Origin of the sequence: Methylobacterium sp. P1-11 (assembly GCF_008329595.1) — a bacterium.
Lineage (GTDB): Bacteria > Pseudomonadota > Alphaproteobacteria > Rhizobiales > Beijerinckiaceae > Methylobacterium.
Map to the genome: position 1 here is coordinate 1 of NZ_NPKS01000064.1, position 17,581 is coordinate 17,581.

General features: G+C 71.5%; 18 protein-coding genes and 1 pseudogene. 8 read left to right on the forward strand and 11 right to left on the reverse strand.

From position 1 onward, the window contains the following. The 10 genes and pseudogenes from CIW48_RS32040 to CIW48_RS32085 form a co-directional block, all read right to left on the reverse strand. Positions 1–273, reverse strand: a pseudogene (locus tag CIW48_RS32040) (bifunctional pyrroloquinoline quinone biosynthesis protein C/D); the annotation flags it as partial. 185 nt (positions 274–458) lie between these two features. Continuing rightward, positions 459–1,358, reverse strand: coding sequence for a pyrroloquinoline quinone biosynthesis protein PqqB (pqqB, locus tag CIW48_RS32045; RefSeq protein WP_149314389.1), 900 nt, complete (start codon positions 1,356–1,358; stop codon positions 459–461). Positions 1,359–1,391: 33 nt separating this feature from the next. Then, the gene (gene pqqA, locus CIW48_RS32050) at positions 1,392–1,481 is read right to left on the reverse strand and encodes a pyrroloquinoline quinone precursor peptide PqqA (RefSeq protein ID WP_012317526.1); all 90 of its coding nucleotides are present in this window, start codon (positions 1,479–1,481) and stop codon (positions 1,392–1,394) included. A 224-nt stretch (positions 1,482–1,705) separates the two neighbouring features. After that, positions 1,706–2,410, reverse strand: a complete 705-nt coding sequence (locus CIW48_RS32055; protein ID WP_149314390.1) for a response regulator transcription factor — start codon at positions 2,408–2,410, stop codon at positions 1,706–1,708. Next, on the reverse strand, positions 2,407–4,041 hold the full coding sequence (locus CIW48_RS32060; protein WP_149314391.1) for an ATP-binding protein: 1,635 nt from the start codon (positions 4,039–4,041) through the stop codon (positions 2,407–2,409). Before CIW48_RS32060 ends, CIW48_RS32055 begins: the two co-directional genes overlap by 4 nt. 78 nt (positions 4,042–4,119) lie before the next feature. After that, positions 4,120–4,326: a hypothetical protein gene (locus CIW48_RS32065; protein WP_149314392.1), complete on the reverse strand. Its 207-nt coding sequence runs from the start codon at positions 4,324–4,326 to the stop codon at positions 4,120–4,122. 84 nt (positions 4,327–4,410) lie between these two features. Further along, entirely contained in the window at positions 4,411–5,205 is a 795-nt protein-coding gene (locus CIW48_RS32070; RefSeq protein WP_149314393.1) for a formylmethanofuran dehydrogenase subunit C, read from the reverse strand. Between the two features lie 3 nt (positions 5,206–5,208). Further along, complete coding sequence (fhcD, locus tag CIW48_RS32075) at positions 5,209–6,156, reverse strand: formylmethanofuran--tetrahydromethanopterin N-formyltransferase (protein ID WP_149314394.1); 948 nt, start codon at positions 6,154–6,156, stop codon at positions 5,209–5,211. A gap of 27 nt (positions 6,157–6,183) precedes the next feature. Continuing rightward, positions 6,184–7,830: a formylmethanofuran dehydrogenase subunit A gene (locus CIW48_RS32080; protein ID WP_149314395.1), complete on the reverse strand. Its 1,647-nt coding sequence runs from the start codon at positions 7,828–7,830 to the stop codon at positions 6,184–6,186. Continuing rightward, positions 7,824–8,894 carry a formyltransferase gene (locus CIW48_RS32085; protein WP_149314396.1) on the reverse strand — a complete coding sequence of 357 codons (1,071 nt, stop codon included), beginning with the start codon at positions 8,892–8,894 and terminating at the stop codon, positions 7,824–7,826. The genes CIW48_RS32080 and CIW48_RS32085 overlap by 7 nt, the downstream gene beginning before the upstream one ends. Before the next feature lie 505 nt (positions 8,895–9,399). Between CIW48_RS32085 and CIW48_RS32090 the strand changes: the two genes are divergently transcribed. The 8 genes from CIW48_RS32090 to CIW48_RS34670 all read left to right on the forward strand — a co-directional run bounded on the left by CIW48_RS32090 (position 9,400) and on the right by CIW48_RS34670 (position 16,738). Further along, complete coding sequence (locus tag CIW48_RS32090) at positions 9,400–10,377, forward strand: beta-ribofuranosylaminobenzene 5'-phosphate synthase family protein (protein ID WP_149314397.1); 978 nt, start codon at positions 9,400–9,402, stop codon at positions 10,375–10,377. 88 nt (positions 10,378–10,465) lie between these two features. Further along, positions 10,466–11,359 (forward strand): NAD(P)-dependent methylenetetrahydromethanopterin dehydrogenase, encoded by an 894-nt coding sequence (locus CIW48_RS32095; protein ID WP_149314398.1) that lies wholly within the window; start codon positions 10,466–10,468, stop codon positions 11,357–11,359. Between the two features lie 22 nt (positions 11,360–11,381). Next, positions 11,382–12,533, forward strand: coding sequence for an ATP-grasp domain-containing protein (locus CIW48_RS32100; protein ID WP_149314399.1), 1,152 nt, complete (start codon positions 11,382–11,384; stop codon positions 12,531–12,533). Beyond that, entirely contained in the window at positions 12,530–13,504 is a 975-nt protein-coding gene (gene mch / locus CIW48_RS32105) for a methenyltetrahydromethanopterin cyclohydrolase (protein ID WP_149314400.1), read from the forward strand. Before CIW48_RS32100 ends, mch begins: the two co-directional genes overlap by 4 nt. Before the next feature lie 113 nt (positions 13,505–13,617). Next, positions 13,618–14,526: a RimK family alpha-L-glutamate ligase gene (locus CIW48_RS32110; protein ID WP_149314402.1), complete on the forward strand. Its 909-nt coding sequence runs from the start codon at positions 13,618–13,620 to the stop codon at positions 14,524–14,526. Then, positions 14,523–15,371 (forward strand): triphosphoribosyl-dephospho-CoA synthase, encoded by an 849-nt coding sequence (locus CIW48_RS32115; RefSeq protein WP_149314401.1) that lies wholly within the window; start codon positions 14,523–14,525, stop codon positions 15,369–15,371. The genes CIW48_RS32110 and CIW48_RS32115 overlap by 4 nt, the downstream gene beginning before the upstream one ends. 236 nt (positions 15,372–15,607) lie before the next feature. Continuing rightward, complete coding sequence (fae, locus tag CIW48_RS32120; RefSeq protein WP_012317540.1) at positions 15,608–16,120, forward strand: 5,6,7,8-tetrahydromethanopterin hydro-lyase; 513 nt, start codon at positions 15,608–15,610, stop codon at positions 16,118–16,120. Between the two features lie 486 nt (positions 16,121–16,606). Then, positions 16,607–16,738 carry a hypothetical protein gene (locus CIW48_RS34670; protein ID WP_281407419.1) on the forward strand — a complete coding sequence of 44 codons (132 nt, stop codon included), beginning with the start codon at positions 16,607–16,609 and terminating at the stop codon, positions 16,736–16,738. Positions 16,739–16,992: 254 nt separating this feature from the next. Here CIW48_RS34670 and CIW48_RS32125 read toward each other — a convergent pair. Further along, positions 16,993–17,581: TCP-1/cpn60 chaperonin family protein (locus tag CIW48_RS32125; protein ID WP_281407421.1), on the reverse strand; the 589-nt coding region annotated here is incomplete at its 5' end.

Below are 17,581 nucleotides of genomic sequence, written 5' to 3' on the forward strand. Positions count from 1 at the left end.
GCGCTGGCGCCAGATCCGCCGCAGCGACGCGTCGGTCATGCGCGCCAGCACGGCGGCGTCCTTCACCGGGATCATCGCCTGGTAGTAGTAGCGGTTCAGTGCCCAGGCGCGGACCTGATCTTTCGACAACTTGCCGTCGTGTAGCAGCCGGTGGAACGGGTGCAGGTTGTGGTAGCGGCGCGCACCGATGTCGCGCAGGGCCGCCTCCAGCTCTTCGGGACTCAGGAGACGCTGGCTGTCGGCGGCGTCGGGGGTCGGAAAGATGGCGTTCATGGCGTGTCCGGCGTCCGTCCTCAGGTCGCGTTTCCTGTATTCCGATCCCGCCCTCGTCCGCGGGGCGACTGTCCGGGCTCAACCACGATATAGTGCTGGTCCCCCCGGCACCCAACCGTCGCCGGCGGCGGTCCGTCGCGCATATGGCCGCGGCGCGGCGCTCCGGCAGGCCCCGACGCGGCGTTCTAGAGCGACAGGCTCAGCCCGTCGTGCGCCACGGTCCAGCCGGCCGCCTCGACATCCGCCCGTTCCCGCGATCCTTCGACGAGAACCGGGTTGGTGTTGTTGATATGGACGAAGATGCGGCGCCCGAGCTCGACCGCGGCCAGGGCCTCGATCGAACCGTTCTCGCCACGCATCGGTACGTGGCCCATGCGCCAGCCGGTCTTGGTGCCGACGCCGGCCCGGATCATGTCGTCGTCGTGCAGGACGGTCCCGTCGAATAGCAGCGCGTCCACGCCGGCGATCCGCGCGCGCAGTCCATCGGTCACCCGGGCACAGCCGGGGATGTAGGCAAGGCGGCGCCCGCCGGCCTCGATGAGGGCACCGACCGTGGTCTCAGTCTCGGCGCCGATCTCCATGGACTCGTCCTCCAGCCAAAGCGGCACCTTGCCGGGCACCGGGAAGAGGGTGACCGACAGGCCAGGGAGGGGCTCGAAGCGCTCGTCCATGCCAATCGGCTGCCGGCCGACGACGCCCTCGGCCATCACGTCGAAGACGCGGTTGGCGTTGACCGAATCAAGGATCCCGCGCGTGCCATAGAGGGTGTAGGGCTGACCTTCGCGCAGAGTCAGGAGACCCGCGACATGATCGACGTCGCCGTTGGTCAGGAGGACGGCGCGGATCGGCGAGTGGCGCAGGCCCTCGCGCGGATGCATCTGCGGATTGTCGAAGAGCTGTTGCCGGATATCTGGCGAGGCGTTGATCAGCAGCCAATCCGACCCGTCCGCGGAGATCGCGATGCTCGACTGCGTCCGGGGCCGCACCCGGTCCGGCTCGGACCGCGCCAGCGTGCAGATGGGGCAGCGGCAATTCCACTGGGGAAGGCCGCCGCCGGCCGCGGAACCGAGGATCACGACGCGCATGGTGCGGCTCCCGAGATCCCCGGCCCGTAAAACTCAGTTGAAGGTGTCGATCTCGGCCGACTCGTAGCTCGTCACTTCCATGCCGACGCAGATCTCAGACACGATCGGGGCAGCCCACTTCATGGTGTTTCTCCTCAGGCGATATCTTCACCGAGCGTCACGCGGTTCCTAAGAGGACCCTAAGACACTGATGGCGCTCTCATTTCCGGCGCAAGAGAGGTATCGACGATTCACGCGCGGGCTTCAAGCACTAAGTTGCCGGATCCTCCCAAATTTTTCGTGAGAGACTACCTAAACGCCCGAAAACCATCGCGAAACGGACCGCGCTGCGACTAAAGTACAGTGGCTCACTGGCGGAAGTCGGGACCGCGCAGTTCAAGCATGAATCCTTTGCCCCGCACGGTGACGAGGCCCGGACCGCCGTAGCGTACGAAATCGGCCATCTTTGAGCGCAGATAGCCGATATAGACATCGACCACGTTGAGGGAGAGCCCGCCCTGGCTCGCCCAGAGCCGGTCGAAGATGTCCGCGCGGGAGACCGGTTTGCCGATATTCTCCATCAGCATGGCGAGGAGGTCGGCCTCGCGGGGTGTGAGGCGGGCGCTGGCCTCGCCGCAGCTCGCCTGCCGGGTCTCGAGGTCGAGCATCAGCTTGCCTACGGTGATGCGCGAGCGCGGCGCCTCCGCCTGCTCGCGCCGCATCAGATGGGTCCGCAGGCGCGCGACCAGCTCGTCGAACTCGAAGGGCTTGATGATGTAGTCGTCGGCGCCGAGCGCAAGGCCTTCGGCCCGGTCGCGGATCTCGTCCCGGGCGGAGAGGAACAGGATCGCTCCGGGGAAGCCGCCCTCCCGCAGCGACCGGCAGACGTCGTGGCCCGAACCGTCCGGGAGATTGATGTCGAGGAGCACGGCGCCAGGGGCCGGATCGTGGGCAGCCTTCAGCGCCTCGTCCACGCAGGCCGCCGTCCCGACCTCGAATCCCTCGGCTTCGAGGCCCCGAGCCAGGAGGCCGCGGATGTCGATATCGTCCTCGACGATCAGGATCCGCGTCATGCGGCCGTCTCCTTCACCGGGGCGCCGACGGCTGCGCCGTCGATCGGACCCGTTTCCCATGCCGGATCGCAGGCCGGGATGTCCAGGGTGACCCGGGCCCCGCGCCCGTCCGGCCCAGGGCCGAGCCGGATCGTGCCGCCGTGCTGCTCGACGATCCACCGCGCCAGGGCGAGCCCGATGCCGAACCCGGTCTCGTCCGGTCCGGCGCCGGAGCCGCGCTTGAAGCGCTCGAACAGCGCGTCCTCGGACGCGCCGAAGCCGGGACCGTCATCCGTGACGGTGATCCGTCCGAGCGGCCCCGGGCCTGCCGCAAGGGCGACCTCGACCCGCGTGAGGCCGGTGGCATGGCGGAGCGCGTTGTCGATGAGACTCTCGACTGTCTGGCGCAGCCACTCGCGGTCGGCAAGGCTCTCGACGTCCGCGGTGCCGGGATCGAGGGCGAGGCCGACCCGGCGACGCGCCGCCTCGGAGCTCATGTTGTCCACTGCCTCCGCGAGGACCTGGGCGAGCCCCAGACGGCGCTTGTCGAACGCGATCTCGCCGGATTCCGAGCGGGCGACGCGGAGAAGGTCCTCGACGCGCAGCTTGAGGCGCTGCGCCCGCTTCTTGATCGTCGCGAAGACAGGCTCCGGATCGGCGCCCCGGGACGCGCCGCGCAGGGCGAGGTCGCACTCGCCCAGGATCACCGTCAGGGGCGTGCGCAGCTCGTGGCTGACATCGGCGAAGAAGCGGCGGCGGGACTGATCGACGGCCTCCAGCCGGGCGTTGGCGGCGCGCAGGTCGGCAGTGCGCGCCGCGACGGTGTCCTCCAGCGCCGCCCGGTCGGCCGCGACGCGCGATTCCCTCCGTGCCAGCCGAGCGGCCATGCGGTTGACGTTGGTCATCAGCAGGCCGAGCTCGTCCCGCGTGGCAACCGAGAGGCGCGTATCGAGGGCGCCGTGGCCGATGGCGCTCGCGGCCCGGCGGACCTCCTCAATGCGGGCCAGGGTCGGCCGTGTGACGCCCCGGTAGAGGATCGCCAGCAACACGAGGGCGGCCGCCACCGCGGCGGCGGCGGCGAGGCGCAGGCGTGCCGACAGCGCCCGGGCCTGCTCGGAGCCGAGGGCCATGCTGCGCCGCTCAGCCTCGATAAGGAACGACAGGGGCTGGCCGGTCATGGCGCCGAAGCCGTTGAGCGCGCCCTTGATCGCGTCCTGGCGCCGCTCCGGTTCCGTCTGGCGGCTGATCAGCGCCACCTGCCGGTCGAGCACGGCGCGGGCCGCGCGCAACTGCGCCATGGGGCGCGTGCGGGCAGCGTACTGCATCCGGTCGGCTGGGTCGTCGCTCGGCGGGAAGCTCTTGGCGAGCGCCTCGTCCACGGTGGTCAGGGCGCGGTCGGCATTGTCGCGGGCGATCGCCATCGCCTCGGGCTGGCCATCGGGATTGCCGACCGTCTCCACGGCCGCGAGACCGAACTGCGTGAGCCGGCCGGACAGCTCGGCCAGCAGTTCGAGCCGTCGCTGGGCCTCGAGAGTTCGGTCGACGGTCCGCTCCGCTGCCCCGATCGCCGCCAGCGCGGCCGCCGCGGCCAGCACCACCACGATGGCGGTGCCGCCGAGCAGCAGCGCGAAGCGGACCTTCAGCGAGCGCATCGTCCCTGTCCCGCCCTCAATCCCGCTCCCCGGGCGAACCCGAGCATGGCACCGCCGGGGCGCCGAACCAAGCTCGCGTCACAGGTCCTTCGGCAGGCTTCCCTTGGCGGCGCAGCGCCACCGCTCCACGTGCCACTCGGGATGCTCGGCCTGCCAGGTCGCGAGCGCGCTCTGCGAGTTGCGCAGGCACACGAAGGGGCTCGATTTCTCGAAGGACATCTCGATCCGGTCCTCGCGGCAGGTCGAGGGCTGGGCGACGAGACAGATCGACAGCAGCAGAAGCATGGGCGCCTCCCCGGGCTGCCGGCCTCGAACGGGCCGGCTTGTCGGGGAGCATAGGACGGCCCCGCGCCCCTTGCCCAGGCGGCGTCAGGCCGCGACCCAGATCTCGCCCTTGGCGATCGTCGCGAGATCGCCGGAATAGCGGCGCAGCGGCTTGCCGAGGAGGTCGGCGTGCTCGGCACTCAGGCTCCGCAGAGCCGTGGCCAGCAGCCTCAGGAACACGAGGTCGTGGGTCCCGGTCTCCACGAAAGTGGGCGACATCCGGCCGTGCGTGCCGACGAGGAGCGTCCCGCGGCGCATGCCGAAGCCGGGATGGTCGCCGACCGCGAGCGCCGCGAGGGTGCCGGCGATCATGCGCGAGCCCGCGAAGGCGCCCGCGCGCCCGGTCACGATCGTCCCGCGCCGCATCCGGTCGCCGAGATGCGCGCCGGCCGCGCCGCGGATGATCAGCGTCGCACCGTCGAGGCCGGCCTTCGCGGCATAGACCGCACCGCCGGCATGGTCTCCGGCATCGCCCTCGACGGTGATCGTGCCGCCGGTGGCGCCGGTGGCCGCGTAGGGCCCGGCATTGCCGGCGACGATCAGGCTGCCGCCCGCCATGCCGGCGCCGAGGCGCTGGCCGACATCGCCGGCGACCCGTATCGTGCCCTCGGACAGCGACGCGCCGACCCGGTCGAGGCGCTCGTGGCCGCCCTCGATGGTCAGGGTGTCGGACCTGTCGAGCGCGACCGCGAAGCAGTCACCGAGACGCACGCCGGTCCGGGTCGTGCCGATCTCGAGGCGCTCGGCCTCGCCCTGGGACAAGCGACTCAGGGCGAGCGGGTTGATGTTCAGGAGGTCCAGCCGCTCGGGCGGGGCCGCGCGCAGGGTGAGGGTGCTCACGGCTCAGCCCTCCAGCTTGGCGTCGTCGCGCGCGATCAGGTCGCGCAGATGGTAGTGGTGGCGGCCGAGATTGCCGCCGTAATTGCCGGCCGTCACGGCGATCAGCCCGTGCTTGCCGCCGATCTCCGTGGCGGCGTGCAGGCCGGCGCGCATCGAGTCGGACACGCCCTGCGAGGTGAGGGCGTCGATCACGATCTCCAGCACCACGCCGCACTCGGCCGGGAGCGCCGAGCCGGCGCGGCCCTTGAGGGTCGGGCAATAGGCGTCGTTGGTCGATGCCATCATGCCCTTCGTCCGGCCGCCGACCTTGGAGCCGGAGCGGACGATGCCGCCCGGGAACGGCAGGATCGCGCCCGGCACCGCCTTGGCGGCCTCCACTGCGATCTCGGCGACCTTCAGCGTCTCGGCGTGGTTGCGCCCGAGGAACAGCAGGTTGCCGCCGCCGACCGCGCCGTCGACGGCCCGGACCGAATCCTCGCAGAGGAACTCGCCGTCCATCACCGGGATGCGCCAGTAGCGGCGGGCCTTGCCGGCGGCGTCGGGCAGGCGCTTGGCCACCGCGAAGCCGTCGCCGAAATAGCGGATCGCGCCGCCGAGCTTGATCTTGGTCGGCCCGTCGACGCCCGCATAGCAGGCGGTGCCCGGGCAGGTGAGGATGCACTGGCCGACGCGCTTGATCAGCTGGTCCTTGAGGCCGTTCGGCTCGAAGCCGAACAGCAGGATGCGCACGCCCGGCCGCCCGTCCGGAGTCTTCTCCGGCGACAGCTCGGCGTCGATGCCGGCCTCGGCGCCGCAGCCGATCACCGAGGTGGCGAAGCCCGTCATCGTGGTCGCGGCGATCATCGCCCACTTGGCGGTGTCGTTCGTGACGATGATGGCCGTGCCGGCCACGTCGAACGCCTCCGCGAAGGTGTCGACGACCGGGATGCCGTTGAGGGTGAGGTCAGACATCGTTCTTCCCGCGGCTCGCCCCGCTGATCACACCCGGCATGGCACCGCCTCGAAATTCTCCGCCCCCTCGCCGAAGGCCGCGTCGGGCACGGCGAAGCTGTCGAGACCTTCGCCGAACCGCTCCGTGAGGTAGGTGTCAGCCCGCTTCGCCATGGCCTTGTCGGACTCGACGGTCAGCGACAGCGTGCGTCCGGAGCGCCAGTCCACGACCTCGCCGTCCTCGACGATCGGAACGCCGTCCTTCAGGACGAGCTTGGCGGCTGTGAACATCGCGGTGCGGTCGGTGTCGTCGCGGTAGACCGCGACGTCAGCCCGGGCGCCGGCCCGCAGGTGGCCGCGGTCGGCGAGGCCGAGGAGCTTCGCCGGCCCGGACCGGGTCAGCTGCGCGATCTCCGAGAGCGTGTACTCGCGCTCCAGCCCCGGGAGGCTCGAGCGTTCGCCGACCACGCTCGGCAAAGTCGCGATCTCGCGGTCACGCTCCGACTTGTCCATCAGCAGGTGGATGATGCGGGGGTACTGGGTGAACGGACCGCCGTTCGGGTGGTCGGTGGTCAGGATCGTCCGCTCCGGGTCGGTGGAGAGCAGCATGATTTCCAGGCCGATCGCCCATTGCAGCGAGCTGGTCGGGCCCCGGGGCCGGTACAGGAACGGCACCACGCCGCCGCCCTCGGCGTCGCCCGCGTTCACGACCCATTTCTTCGGCTTGGCGCCCTTGCGGCCGGCGAACTGGCGGAGGATGTCGAGGGACACCGTCACGGTCTGGCCGAACACGACCTGCCCAATATCGAGGGTCGCGTTCGGGTTGTCGGTGATCGCCTGCGCGATCCGCTCGGCGGCCGAGCGGAAGCCGCCGGTGCCGGGATTGGCCGGGTCGACCGCGCCGTAGGCGTAGAACTGGGCGTGGGCGAAGTGGATGCGCCGTCCCTCCGCCGCGTCCAGCGTCGCCATGAAGCTGTCGTCGGCGCCGGGCAGGCCCAGGTTGTTGCAGTGGACGTGCAGCGGGTGCGGGACGCCGATCTCCTCGACCGCGTCGAGGAGCGAGCCCATGATCTGCCGGGTCGAGAGCCCGTAGCAGGGGATCTCGTCGTCGAGCGACAGGCGGAGCGCCCCGTCCTTGAAGGCAGAGGCGCCGCCCGCGTTGATGCACTTCACCCCGAGCCCGCGCGACTGGGCCACCGACAGCGCGACGAGGTCGCGCACGGCGTTGCCGCCCTGGCGCTCGCGCAGGAGCTGCAGGAGCTGGTCGTCGTTGCCCATCACGGTCAGCGCGCCGCGGTCGAGCAGCGGGATGTCGGCGAGTTCGAGCTGCGTGCCGAGGGCGTGGGTCGGCGGCATCGCCGGCTCGACGGCCGTGGTGTAGCCCATCCGCGCGTAAGTCGAGCCGATCCAGGCCGCCGCCCCGCCCGCATGGGCAAAGGGGTGGCCGTCGGGCGCCGCCTCGCTGACGTAGAGGTCGGGCAGGAGCAGCCGCGAGGTGATCACGTTGCCGCCGGCGATGTGCGAGTGCACCTCGACGCCGCCGGCCATCACCACGCAGCCCGCGGCGTCGATCACCGCGTCGGGCTCGCGGCCCGGCGGATCGATGACGCGGCCGTCCTCGATCCAGACGTCGCCCACGGAATCGCGGGACGCGGTCGGATCGACGACGCGCCCGCCCCGGATCACGCTCAGCATGCGGGTTCACTCCTCGACGCGGCTTGGCCCGTGACCAGGCGTTCTTTGAGGGCGCCCAGCACCGATGCGGCCGACGGCAGATCCGACGGCGCCGAGGCCGGCCAGAAGGTCAGCGCGGCGCGCTGCTCGTTCCACAGCACGCCGCCATGGTCGCGGCCGGGCTGGCCGACGGCGATCACCACCTCGGCGGCCTGCGCCTCGCCGTCGGCGACGAGCGCGACGGACGGGACGTTCGACAGCCAGTCCGGGCGCGACACCGGGACGGCGCCGAGCCACAGGACGGCATCGACCTCGCTGGCGGCGACCTGCCGGGCGGCGTCGAAACGCCAGGGATCGTGCTCGGGCACGCGGCGTCCGAATCCGCTGCGCGGCGCCTGCCCGGTGAGCCAGGCTGAGACCGGCACCACCGCCCGGTCCTGGCCGGTGCCGCCGACCGCGAGGGTGAAGCAGCGCGTCGTCTCGCTCAGCTCCATGGCGAGGCCCTGGAGCATCTCGACGCCGACCTCGCCGAGCTCGGCGGCGTCGTAGAGTAGGACGCCGTACTGCGCGGCGGCGAGCCGGGCGGCGATCTGGCCCGGAAGGTCGTCACCGGCGAGGTGGCCGCGGGCGTGGGCGCGCAGCACGCCGACAGCCTCGGTCAGCCCGCCCTCGGCCGGCCAGGACAGCGACGCGGTGGCGTTCGCGCCGACGGCGAGCACGGCGCGCTCCGACCCGGCGGCGCGACCGCGGCTCGGCTTGGCGTCGATCAGGCGCTTCAGGAGCGGCGCCTGCCAGGGGGCGGCGCCCACCACCAGCACCACGTCCGCGCGCCCGACGGCTTCGGCCGGCGTCGAGGTCAGCGCCCCGACCCGGCTCAGCGATCCGAGTTCCGCGTAGGTGCCGGCCGAGCCGGCGGTGTCGACGGAGGCGCCGATGCGCCCCGCGAGATCGTAGGCCGCGCGGATCGCGGCCACGTCGGCGCTGAGGCCGGCGATCACCGGCGCGCGCGCCTTGGCGAGCAGGGATGCGGCCGCCTCGATGGCGGTGCCCGCGTCCGTCGCGCCACCCTTCACCCAGGCTGCCATGCTCCCTCTCGCAACGTTCTTGCTTGGTTTCGGAGCGGGCGACGGCCGTAAGACCGGACGAAGCGGGTGCCCCTCGAGCCCGAGGATTCCCCACCGAATCGGAATGGCTCATCCGCCCGGCATGTCCGGGCAGGCGGCAAACTCGGCGCGCCGTCGCGGTCCTAGGTTTGCCTTCATCCGCGCACCGCGGCAAGGGGGGTCCGGCGGCGAAGAACGTCGGGAAGTGGATTGCGCGGACCGGTTTGCCGCTTTGCCACCGCTCGTGCTGGATCCCGGATCGCATTCCGCTGGCGCTGCGTGCGGACCGGACCGGACCAGGATGAGCTCTCCCATAGCAGCCGCCCGCCTGGGCAGACGCGGCGACGCGGGAGCACGAACTGGCTCTGGGTCCGAGAATTGCCGTGACAGCGGCGCGATCCGCGCGTGTCCACGTTGCCCGACCCAAAGCCACGTGTGAAAAGCGCGCCGCGCATGCGCCGGGCCTGCGGGATTCGAGGACAGTGTGTTGGGCGAGGTCCCCGAGCGAGACGAGATGACGGCGGACGGCGCCGTGCGGGTCGAGGCGCCGGCGCGGCTGCATTTCGGATTTCTGGACCTGCATGGCGGGCTCGGACGCCGCTTCGGCAGCATCGGTCTCGCCATCGATGCGCCATCCCTGGCACTCACCGCCCGCCGGTCGGAGCGACCAGCGGTGGAGGGTCCTGAGGCAGAACGTGTGCGCGGCTATGTCGAGGCCGCAGCTGCCCATCTCGGGCGCGGCGCGGACGTGGCCATCAATGTCGAGCGGGTGATCCCGGCCCATGCCGGGTTCGGCTCGGGCACGCAGCTCGCGCTCGCCGTGGCGGCCGCGATGGCGCGCCTGAACGGCGAGCCCTTCGCGGCGGAGGCCTTTGCGGCAACACTGGACCGGGGCAACCGGTCCGGCGTCGGCCTGTGCGCCTTCACGGAGGGCGGCCTGATCGTCGACGGCGGTCGCGGCGCGGATGGCGGGCCGCCGCCGGTCATCGCGCGCCTGCCCTATCCCGAGGCCTGGCGGATCGTCCTGATCCTCGATCCGAGCATGGCCGGCGTGCACGGGACGCGCGAGGTCGAGGCCTTCCGCGACCTGCCGCGCTTCCCCGAGGCGCAGGCGGCCGAGATCTGCCGGATCGCGCTGATGCAGGTCCTGCCCGCCGTCGCGCTGGCGGAACCGCAGGGCTTCGGCGCCGGCATCACCCGGATCCAGACGCTGATCGGCGATCATTTCGCGCCCCACCAGGGCGGCCGCTACGCCAGCGCCGCGGTGGCGGAGGCGCTCGCCAGCGTCGCCGCGCAGGGCATAGCCGGTTACGGCCAGTCCTCCTGGGGGCCGACCGGCTTCGCGCTGGTCCCCTCCGAGGCCGAGGCCCGCGCCCTGGTGGCGAGCCTCGACCGGGGCGGCCCCCTTCGCTTCGTCATTGCCCGGGGCCGCAACAGTGGCGCTTCGGTAACCGGTCCGGCGTGAGCCGGCCGCCCCCGGGCTTGACCCCGGGCACCGCTCCGGGTTTGGACGGAGGGTAAGGCGCCTCTGTCGCGCGCTGCACGAGGATTCCATGGCCCGCTCGATCCTCCACATGCTGACGCCGCTCCGGCACATGAGCCCGTTCGACGTGAACATGGCCGTGGATGCCGGCTTCGAGACGGTAATGACCTACACCGAGGTCAGCCTCGCCGACGTGGTCTCGCTGACCCAGGATTCGATCTTCTCGCGGTCGCCGGCCGACGGGACGCGGACGGGCATCTTCATCGGCGGCAAGAACGCCGAGGACGCCCTCGACATGGTCGACCGCGCCAAGAAGGCCTTCGTGCCGCCCTTCGTGAACCACGTCTTCGCCGACCCGGCCGGCTCGTTCACCACCGGCGCCGCCATGGTGGCGCAGGTCTCCCGCGCCCTGCGGCAGAAGTTCAACACCGACCTCACAGGCAAGCGCATCGTGATCTTCGGCGGCGCGGGCGTCGTTGCCTACGTGGCCGCGGTGATCGGCGCCCTTCAGGGCGCCACCACCGTGCTGGTCGGCCATGACGGCGAGGAGCGCGTCTCGAAAATCGCCTTCACGATGAAGTGGCGCTTCGGCATCGAGGTCGGCGCCGTCGACGGCACGACGCCCGACGATCGCCGCGCCGCCATCCGCGACGCCGACGTCATCCTCTCGGCCGGGCCGGCGGGCATCCCGATCCTCACCGCGGAGGATCTGAAATCCGCGCCGAAGCTGCTCGTCGCGTCCGACGTCAACGCCGTTCCGCCCGCCGGCATCGCGGGGATCGACGTCAACGCGGTGGACGTCGCGCTGCCCAGCGGCAAGGGCGTCGGCATCGGCGCGCTGGCGGTCGGCAACGTGAAGTACCAGACGCAGCGGCGCCTGTTCGACCGGATGCTCGCCTCCGACACGCCGCTGTGCCTCGACTTCCGCGACGCCTACGCGCTCGCCGTGGAGATCGCCGGCTAGGCCGCTCCGGGACCGGATTCCGATGGCGGATGCGGTCCTGATCGCCGCGCAGGCCGGGCGCGCCCTGGCCGAGGCGGCGCGGCGCGCGGGACTCCGCGCCTACGTCGCCGACCTGTTCGGCGATTCCGACACGCTAGCCTTGGCCGAGGCCTACAGGCTGCTGCCCGGTCGCTTCGGCACCGCGCCCGCTGCCGACGCCACCCTGGCGGCGCTCGACGATCTCGCCGCGCAAGCCGGGAGCCCGGTCGGCCTGATCCTGGGCAGCGGCTTCGAGGACGCGCCCGACCTGATCGCGCGCCTCGCCGCGCGGCACCGGCTGATCGGCGCCTCGGCCGGGACCGTCGCCGCCCTCAAGGATCCCCTGGCCTTCGCGGCCCTGTGCGCGCGGCTCGGCGTGCCGCATCCCGCCGTGGCGACCGAGCCGCCGCCGGATCCCACGGCCTGGCTGCTCAAGCAGGTCGGGGGCTCCGGCGGCAGCCACATCCGGCCGGCGTCCCGGTCGACCGTGCCGGCAGGCCATTACCTCCAGGCGCACATGCCGGGGCGGCCGCATGCCCTGAACTTCCTCGCCGACGGGCGGACGATCCACATCCTCGCGGTCACCGAGCAATGGTGCGCGCCGTCGCCGATCCGTCCCTTCCGCTATGCTGGCGCCCTGGCCCGCGGCACCGGAGAATCCCCGTCGCTTTCCGCCCGCATCGTGGAGGCCGTCGCCGCCGGGACCGAGCGGATCGTCGCCGCGACGGGTCTGCGCGGCCTCGCGAGCGCCGATCTGCTGGTCGACGGGGCCGACTGGTGGCTCACCGAGGTCAACCCGAGGCCCGGCGCGACGCTCGACATCCTCGACCGGCGCGGGACGCCGCTGCTCGCGGCCCACATCGCCGCCTGTCTCGGCACGATGCCAGATCTCGGTGCGCATCCGGCGGGTGCGGCGGCCGCACAGATCTGTTACGCCGACCGTGAGCTTGCGCCTGTGCCGGACCTCGATTGGCCGGACTGCGTGCGCGACCGCCCGTGCCCAGGCACGGTGGTCCGCCGCGACGCGCCGCTCTGCACGGTGCTGGCCGAAGGCGCGGACCGGGCGGAGGTGCTCGCCCTGTTGGAAACGCGGACGGCAAACCTGCGGGCCGTCTGCGCGGCGAAGAAAACACACCCCGAGGAAGCCCCGTCATGAGTGCCAGCCAATCCTATCCCAGCATCAACGCGCTCTCCGGCCCGCTGGTCGAGCGGCTCGTGGCCGACGCCGCGACGCTGCGGCTCACCGTGTCGCAGGCCGCCGGCGGCGCCCGCATGGTCGATGCCGGCGCGCAGGCGCGGGGCTCGATCGAGGCTGGGCGGCGCATCGCCGAGATCTGCCTCGGTGGCCTCGGCACCGTCACCATCGCGCCGAGCGGACCGATCGCGTCCTGGCCGTACTCGGTGACCGTGCATTCCGCCGACCCGGTGCTCGCCTGCCTGGGCAGCCAGTACGCGGGCTGGAGCCTCGCGGACGAGACTGGCGATTCCGGATTCTTCGCCCTCGGCTCGGGCCCGGGCCGCGCGGTGGCGGCCGTCGAGGACCTGTACCAGGAGCTCGGCTTCCGCGATTCCGCCACCAAGACCGCCCTCGTGCTCGAAGCCGCGGGCGGACCGCCGGAGAGCGTCGTCGCCAAGGTCGCCGAAGCCTCCGGCGTGAAGCCCGAGGACCTGACGTTCATCTTCGCGCCGACCCAGAGCCTCGCCGGCTCCACCCAGGTGGTGGCCCGCGTCCTCGAGGTCGCCCTTCACAAGGCCCACACAGTCGGCTTCGATCTGCACGCCATCGTGGACGGGATCGGCTCGGCGCCGCTGTCGCCGCCGCACCCGGACTTCGTCAAAGCCATGGGCCGGACCAACGACGCGATCATCTACGGTGGGCGGGTCCAGCTCTTCGTGGATGCCGACGATTCCGACGCCAAGCAGCTCGCCGAGCAGCTGCCCTCGACGACGTCGAGCGACCACGGCGCGCCCTTCGCCGACATCTTCGCCCGGGTGAACGGCGACTTCTACAAGATCGACGGCGCCCTGTTTTCGCCGGCCGAGGCGATCGTCACGTCGGTGCGCTCCGGCGCCACCTACCGCGGCGGCCGCCTGGAGCCGACGCTGGTCGACGCGTCCTTCGCCTGAGGGTACGCCGGGCTCCCCTCCCGCGCGGCAGAGGGAGCCCCAGTCCGATCCGCCAAACGACAGAACCTTGGGCTGCCCCGGAGGCGGGCGGCCCCGTGACGATCAGGACCCCCATGCGCATCGGGCTCGCGGCCGATAACGGCACTTGGCACAAGAACCGCCTGCTGGCGGCCCTGCGCGCGAGCGGCATCGAGCCGGTGCTGTTCTCGCTGGCCGACGTCGCCGTGATGACGGGCGGCGGCGAGCCCCTGCGGGTGCCGGGCTTCCCGGACGCCCTGCCGGACGGCGTCCTGATGCGGACCATTGCGGGCGGCACCTTCGAGGCGACGACGATGCGTCTCGGCGTGCTGCACGCCCTGGTGGCGGCCGGCGTCACCGTCTGGAACGCGCCGACCGCGATCGAGCGCTCGGTCGACAAGGCGGCGACCTCGCTTCTGATCGACCGGGCCGGGCTGCCCACGCCGGCGACCTGGGTGTTCTCGAAGCGCGAGGCGGCCGCGACCCTGGTTGCCGCCGAGGCCCGGCCGGGCGCGCCGCTGGTGCTGAAGCCGCTGTTCGGCTCCCAGGGCGAGGGGCTCGCCCTGATCGAGCGCCCGGAGGACCTGCCCGACGAAGAGGCGGTGGCGCGGGTCTACTACCTCCAGCGCTACGTGCCGCGCCGGGACGGCCTGTGGCGCGACTACCGGGTGTTCGTCTGCGACGGCCGGGCGATCGCCGGCATGATCCGCGAGGGCGACGGCTGGATCACCAACGTCCACAGGGGCGGCCGGCCACTCCCCTGGGCGATGCCGCGCGCCGCAGCCGAACTGGCCGAGGCGGCCGCCGCCGCGGTCGGCGTCGATTATTCCGGCGTCGACCTCGTCGAGGACGGGCAGGGCGGGTTCTCGGTCCTCGAGGTCAATTCCATGCCGGCTTGGTCGGGACTCCAGACCGTGTGCGAGACCGACATCGCCGCGGCGGTGGTGCGCGGCTTCCTCGCCGCGACCCGCAGCGCCAGCCGCCCCCGGCTCGTGGTGGCATGACTGGGCCGGGCGCGAGCGACCTCGACGCGGCTCTGATCGGCACGCTCTACCGGGCTGCCTGCCTCGCGGAGCTCGACGCCCTCAAGCCCGGCAATGTCCACGCCTACGCGGCCGGCCACCGTATGGTGCTGGCGGATTTCATGACGAGCGCCGACGTTTCGGCGCCGGCCCTCGCCCGGGCGGGCGACGGGGTCGGCGCACGGGTGCACGACGGTGTCGCCGCCACGATGGCGGCGGTAGGCCAGAACACAAATCTCGGCATCCTGCTCCTCTGCGCACCCCTGGCTGTCGCCGCGGAGCGAAACCAGACCGTCGCGACGGTACTCGAAGACCTGGACGGCGCGGATACGGAGGCCGTCTTCGCGGCGATCCGCCTCGCCAATCCGGGCGGCCTCGGACAGGCCGAGCGGCACGATGTCACGAACGCCGCGCCCGGCTCCCTGCGCGACGCCATGGCGGAGGCCGCTGGTCGGGACCGGATCGCCCGCGCCTACGTGACGGACTTCGCGGACGTGCCGGCGATCGGGCTCGCCGCCCTGGAGGAGGCCCGCGCCGCGGGACTTGACGCCACCTGGTGCACGACCGCGATCCATCTGGCTTTTCTCCGATCCGTTCCCGACAGCCACATCGCCCGCAAGCACGGCGCGGCCCTGGCAGAGCGTATTCGGGACGAAGCCGCGTGCAGTCTCACCGGGATCGACCTCGCCGCACGCCCGATCGACAAGCTGCTCGCTTTCGACGCGTCCCTGAAAGCGCGGAACATCAATCCCGGCACGAGCGCGGATTTCACCGTCGCAACGCTGTTCTGGGACGCACTTTCGGCCGCCGGCGCGCGACTGGCATGAACGGCGCGCACGTTCCGGTGTTCCCGGACCAAGGGATAGAAATTCCTTCGTGTCAGGGCGTTGCGCGGGTTGTGAGCCGCAGGGCCCCGCTGTAGGGTCCGCCGCGCTGTCCGGCCCAACCGGCTCGGCCCATCCGGCTCGGCCGGCATGGTCGGGCGCCGATAACAAGGATGGCTTCCCGGCCGCGGCACCGCCCGGCGCGCGGCTCTATTTCGGAATCCAGGGAGAGACACCGAATGGCGAAGATCACCAAGGTTCAGGTCGGCGAAGCGCTCGTCGGCGACGGCAACGAGGTCGCCCACATCGACCTCATCATCGGACCGCGCGGTTCGCCCGCCGAGACGGCTTTCTGCAACGGCCTCGTGAACAACAAGCACGGCTTCACCAGCCTGCTCGCGGTCATCGCGCCGAACCTGCCGTGCAAGCCGAACACCCTGATGTTCAACAAGGTCACCATCAACGACGCCCGTCAGGCCGTCCAGATGTTCGGCCCGGCCCAGCACGGCGTTGCCAAGGCCGTGCAGGACGCGGTGGCCGAGGGCATCATCCCGGCGGACGAAGCCGACGACCTGTACATCCTGGTCGGCGTGTTCATCCACTGGGAGGCGGCCGACGACGCCAAGATCCAGAAGTACAACTACGAGGCGACCAAGCTGTCGATCCAGCGCGCCGTCAACGGCGAGCCGAAGGCTTCGACGGTCACCGAGCAGCGCAACTCCGCGCAGCACCCCTTCGCCGCCAACGCTTAGATCGGGGACGGTCCTGGGCAGAGCGAGCCTCCGCCCGCACCGCGGGGCCTGCTCCAGCGACTGGCTTCGATCTTTCTTGGCCGATAAATAGGCCTCTGAACGGGACGGCGCGAGCCGTCCCGTTTTTTATGTGTCGCCCGCGCTTCAGCCCGTTTGTTGCGACCGGCTCCATAGCACTGCCCAACCGCCGTGCCCGCGAACGCGTCGTAGCGAGCCGGGGGTACGACTCCGACGTTGCGCGGCCCCGGTCGCCCCGCCGCGCTCGCCACGACGGTGTGTGCCTCGCGAGGGCCGATACGGCCGGTAAGCCCGATACGCGCAGGTGCGCGATCTCCGGTGTAAGGCCTCGATCGCCTCTCGACGCTGCGACAGGATCGGGCGCCGCCGACTTGGCGTCGCGCCCACGTCGAGCGTCCGCAATCGCAGGCTGAAGCGCCGGATATCCGGCTGCCGCTGTCGCACGAAGCACAGCCGCGAGGTCAGGTCATGACGTCATCTGCCGACGCGTCCGCAGCCCTGCGCGAAGACTGGATACACGGTGGACGGCTGGTACTTACCGCGGATCCCGACCCATCGGATCACGCGGCGATCTATGCCGGGATCCTCGACTTCATCTAGACAGGCGGGGAGGACCCCGATCAGGACGGCATCCGAGACCTAATCCGCCACCGGCTGAACTTCGATATTCCGTTCCGGTCAATCGAGCGCATCCGGACTACCTTGCTCGCCGGTGTCCGAGCGCGCCTCGAGGCCCGCTCGCTGGGCCACTGCCGGCCGAGCACGGCGTCGCGCTATCGGGCAGCGCTATCGCCAAAGGAAAAGGGGCCGCCTTTCGGCGACCCCCTTCCTTCGTCTCGATGGGTTGCGTGGACTTAGAAGTCCATGCCGCCCATGCCGCCACCCGGCATCGCCGGAGCAGGGCTGTCCTTCTTCGGCGCGTCGGCGACCATCGCCTCGGTGGTCACCAGCAGGCCGGCCACGGAAGCGGCGTCCTGCAGGGCGGTGCGAACCACCTTGGCCGGGTCGACGATGCCGGCCTGGATCATGTCGACATACTCTTCGGTCTGGGCATTGAAGCCGAAGGTCGAGCCGCCGTTGTCGGTGATCTTGCCGACCACGATCGAGCCCTCGACGCCCGCGTTCTGGGCGATCTGACGGATCGGGGCCTCAAGCGCCTTCAGGACGATCTTGATGCCGGCCTGGACATCCGGGATCTCGGACTTCAGCTCGGCGACCGCCTTCTTGGCGAGCAGGAGGGCGACGCCGCCGCCGGGAACGATGCCTTCCTCGACCGCCGCGCGGGTGGCGTTAAGGGCGTCGTCGACGCGGTCCTTCTTCTCCTTGACCTCGACCTCGGTCGCGCCGCCGACGCGGATCACCGCGACGCCGCCCGCGAGCTTGGCCAGACGCTCCTGCAGCTTCTCACGGTCGTAGTCCGAGGTGGTCTCCTCGATCTGCGCC

Bases quoted from the DNA above. Each gene is read 5' to 3' on its own strand.
- CIW48_RS32055 (WP_149314390.1), bottom strand. From the start codon at position 2,410: ATGACGCGGATCCTGATCGTCGAGGACGATATCGACATCCGCGGCCTC.
- pqqA (WP_012317526.1), bottom strand. From the start codon at position 1,481: ATGAAGTGGGCTGCCCCGATCGTGTCTGAGATCTGCGTCGGCATGGAA.
- CIW48_RS32100 (WP_149314399.1), top strand. From the start codon at position 11,382: ATGGCGGATGCGGTCCTGATCGCCGCGCAGGCCGGGCGCGCCCTGGCC.
- CIW48_RS32065 (WP_149314392.1), bottom strand. From the start codon at position 4,326: ATGCTTCTGCTGCTGTCGATCTGTCTCGTCGCCCAGCCCTCGACCTGC.
- CIW48_RS32085 (WP_149314396.1), bottom strand. From the start codon at position 8,894: ATGGCAGCCTGGGTGAAGGGTGGCGCGACGGACGCGGGCACCGCCATC.
- pqqB (WP_149314389.1), bottom strand. From the start codon at position 1,358: ATGCGCGTCGTGATCCTCGGTTCCGCGGCCGGCGGCGGCCTTCCCCAG.
- CIW48_RS32110 (WP_149314402.1), top strand. From the start codon at position 13,618: ATGCGCATCGGGCTCGCGGCCGATAACGGCACTTGGCACAAGAACCGC.
- CIW48_RS32060 (WP_149314391.1), bottom strand. From the start codon at position 4,041: ATGCGCTCGCTGAAGGTCCGCTTCGCGCTGCTGCTCGGCGGCACCGCC.
- CIW48_RS32095 (WP_149314398.1), top strand. From the start codon at position 10,466: ATGGCCCGCTCGATCCTCCACATGCTGACGCCGCTCCGGCACATGAGC.
- fhcD (WP_149314394.1), bottom strand. From the start codon at position 6,156: ATGTCTGACCTCACCCTCAACGGCATCCCGGTCGTCGACACCTTCGCG.
- fae (WP_012317540.1), top strand. From the start codon at position 15,608: ATGGCGAAGATCACCAAGGTTCAGGTCGGCGAAGCGCTCGTCGGCGAC.
- CIW48_RS32080 (WP_149314395.1), bottom strand. From the start codon at position 7,830: ATGCTGAGCGTGATCCGGGGCGGGCGCGTCGTCGATCCGACCGCGTCC.
- CIW48_RS32115 (WP_149314401.1), top strand. From the start codon at position 14,523: ATGACTGGGCCGGGCGCGAGCGACCTCGACGCGGCTCTGATCGGCACG.
- mch (WP_149314400.1), top strand. From the start codon at position 12,530: ATGAGTGCCAGCCAATCCTATCCCAGCATCAACGCGCTCTCCGGCCCG.
- CIW48_RS34670 (WP_281407419.1), top strand. From the start codon at position 16,607: ATGACGTCATCTGCCGACGCGTCCGCAGCCCTGCGCGAAGACTGGATA.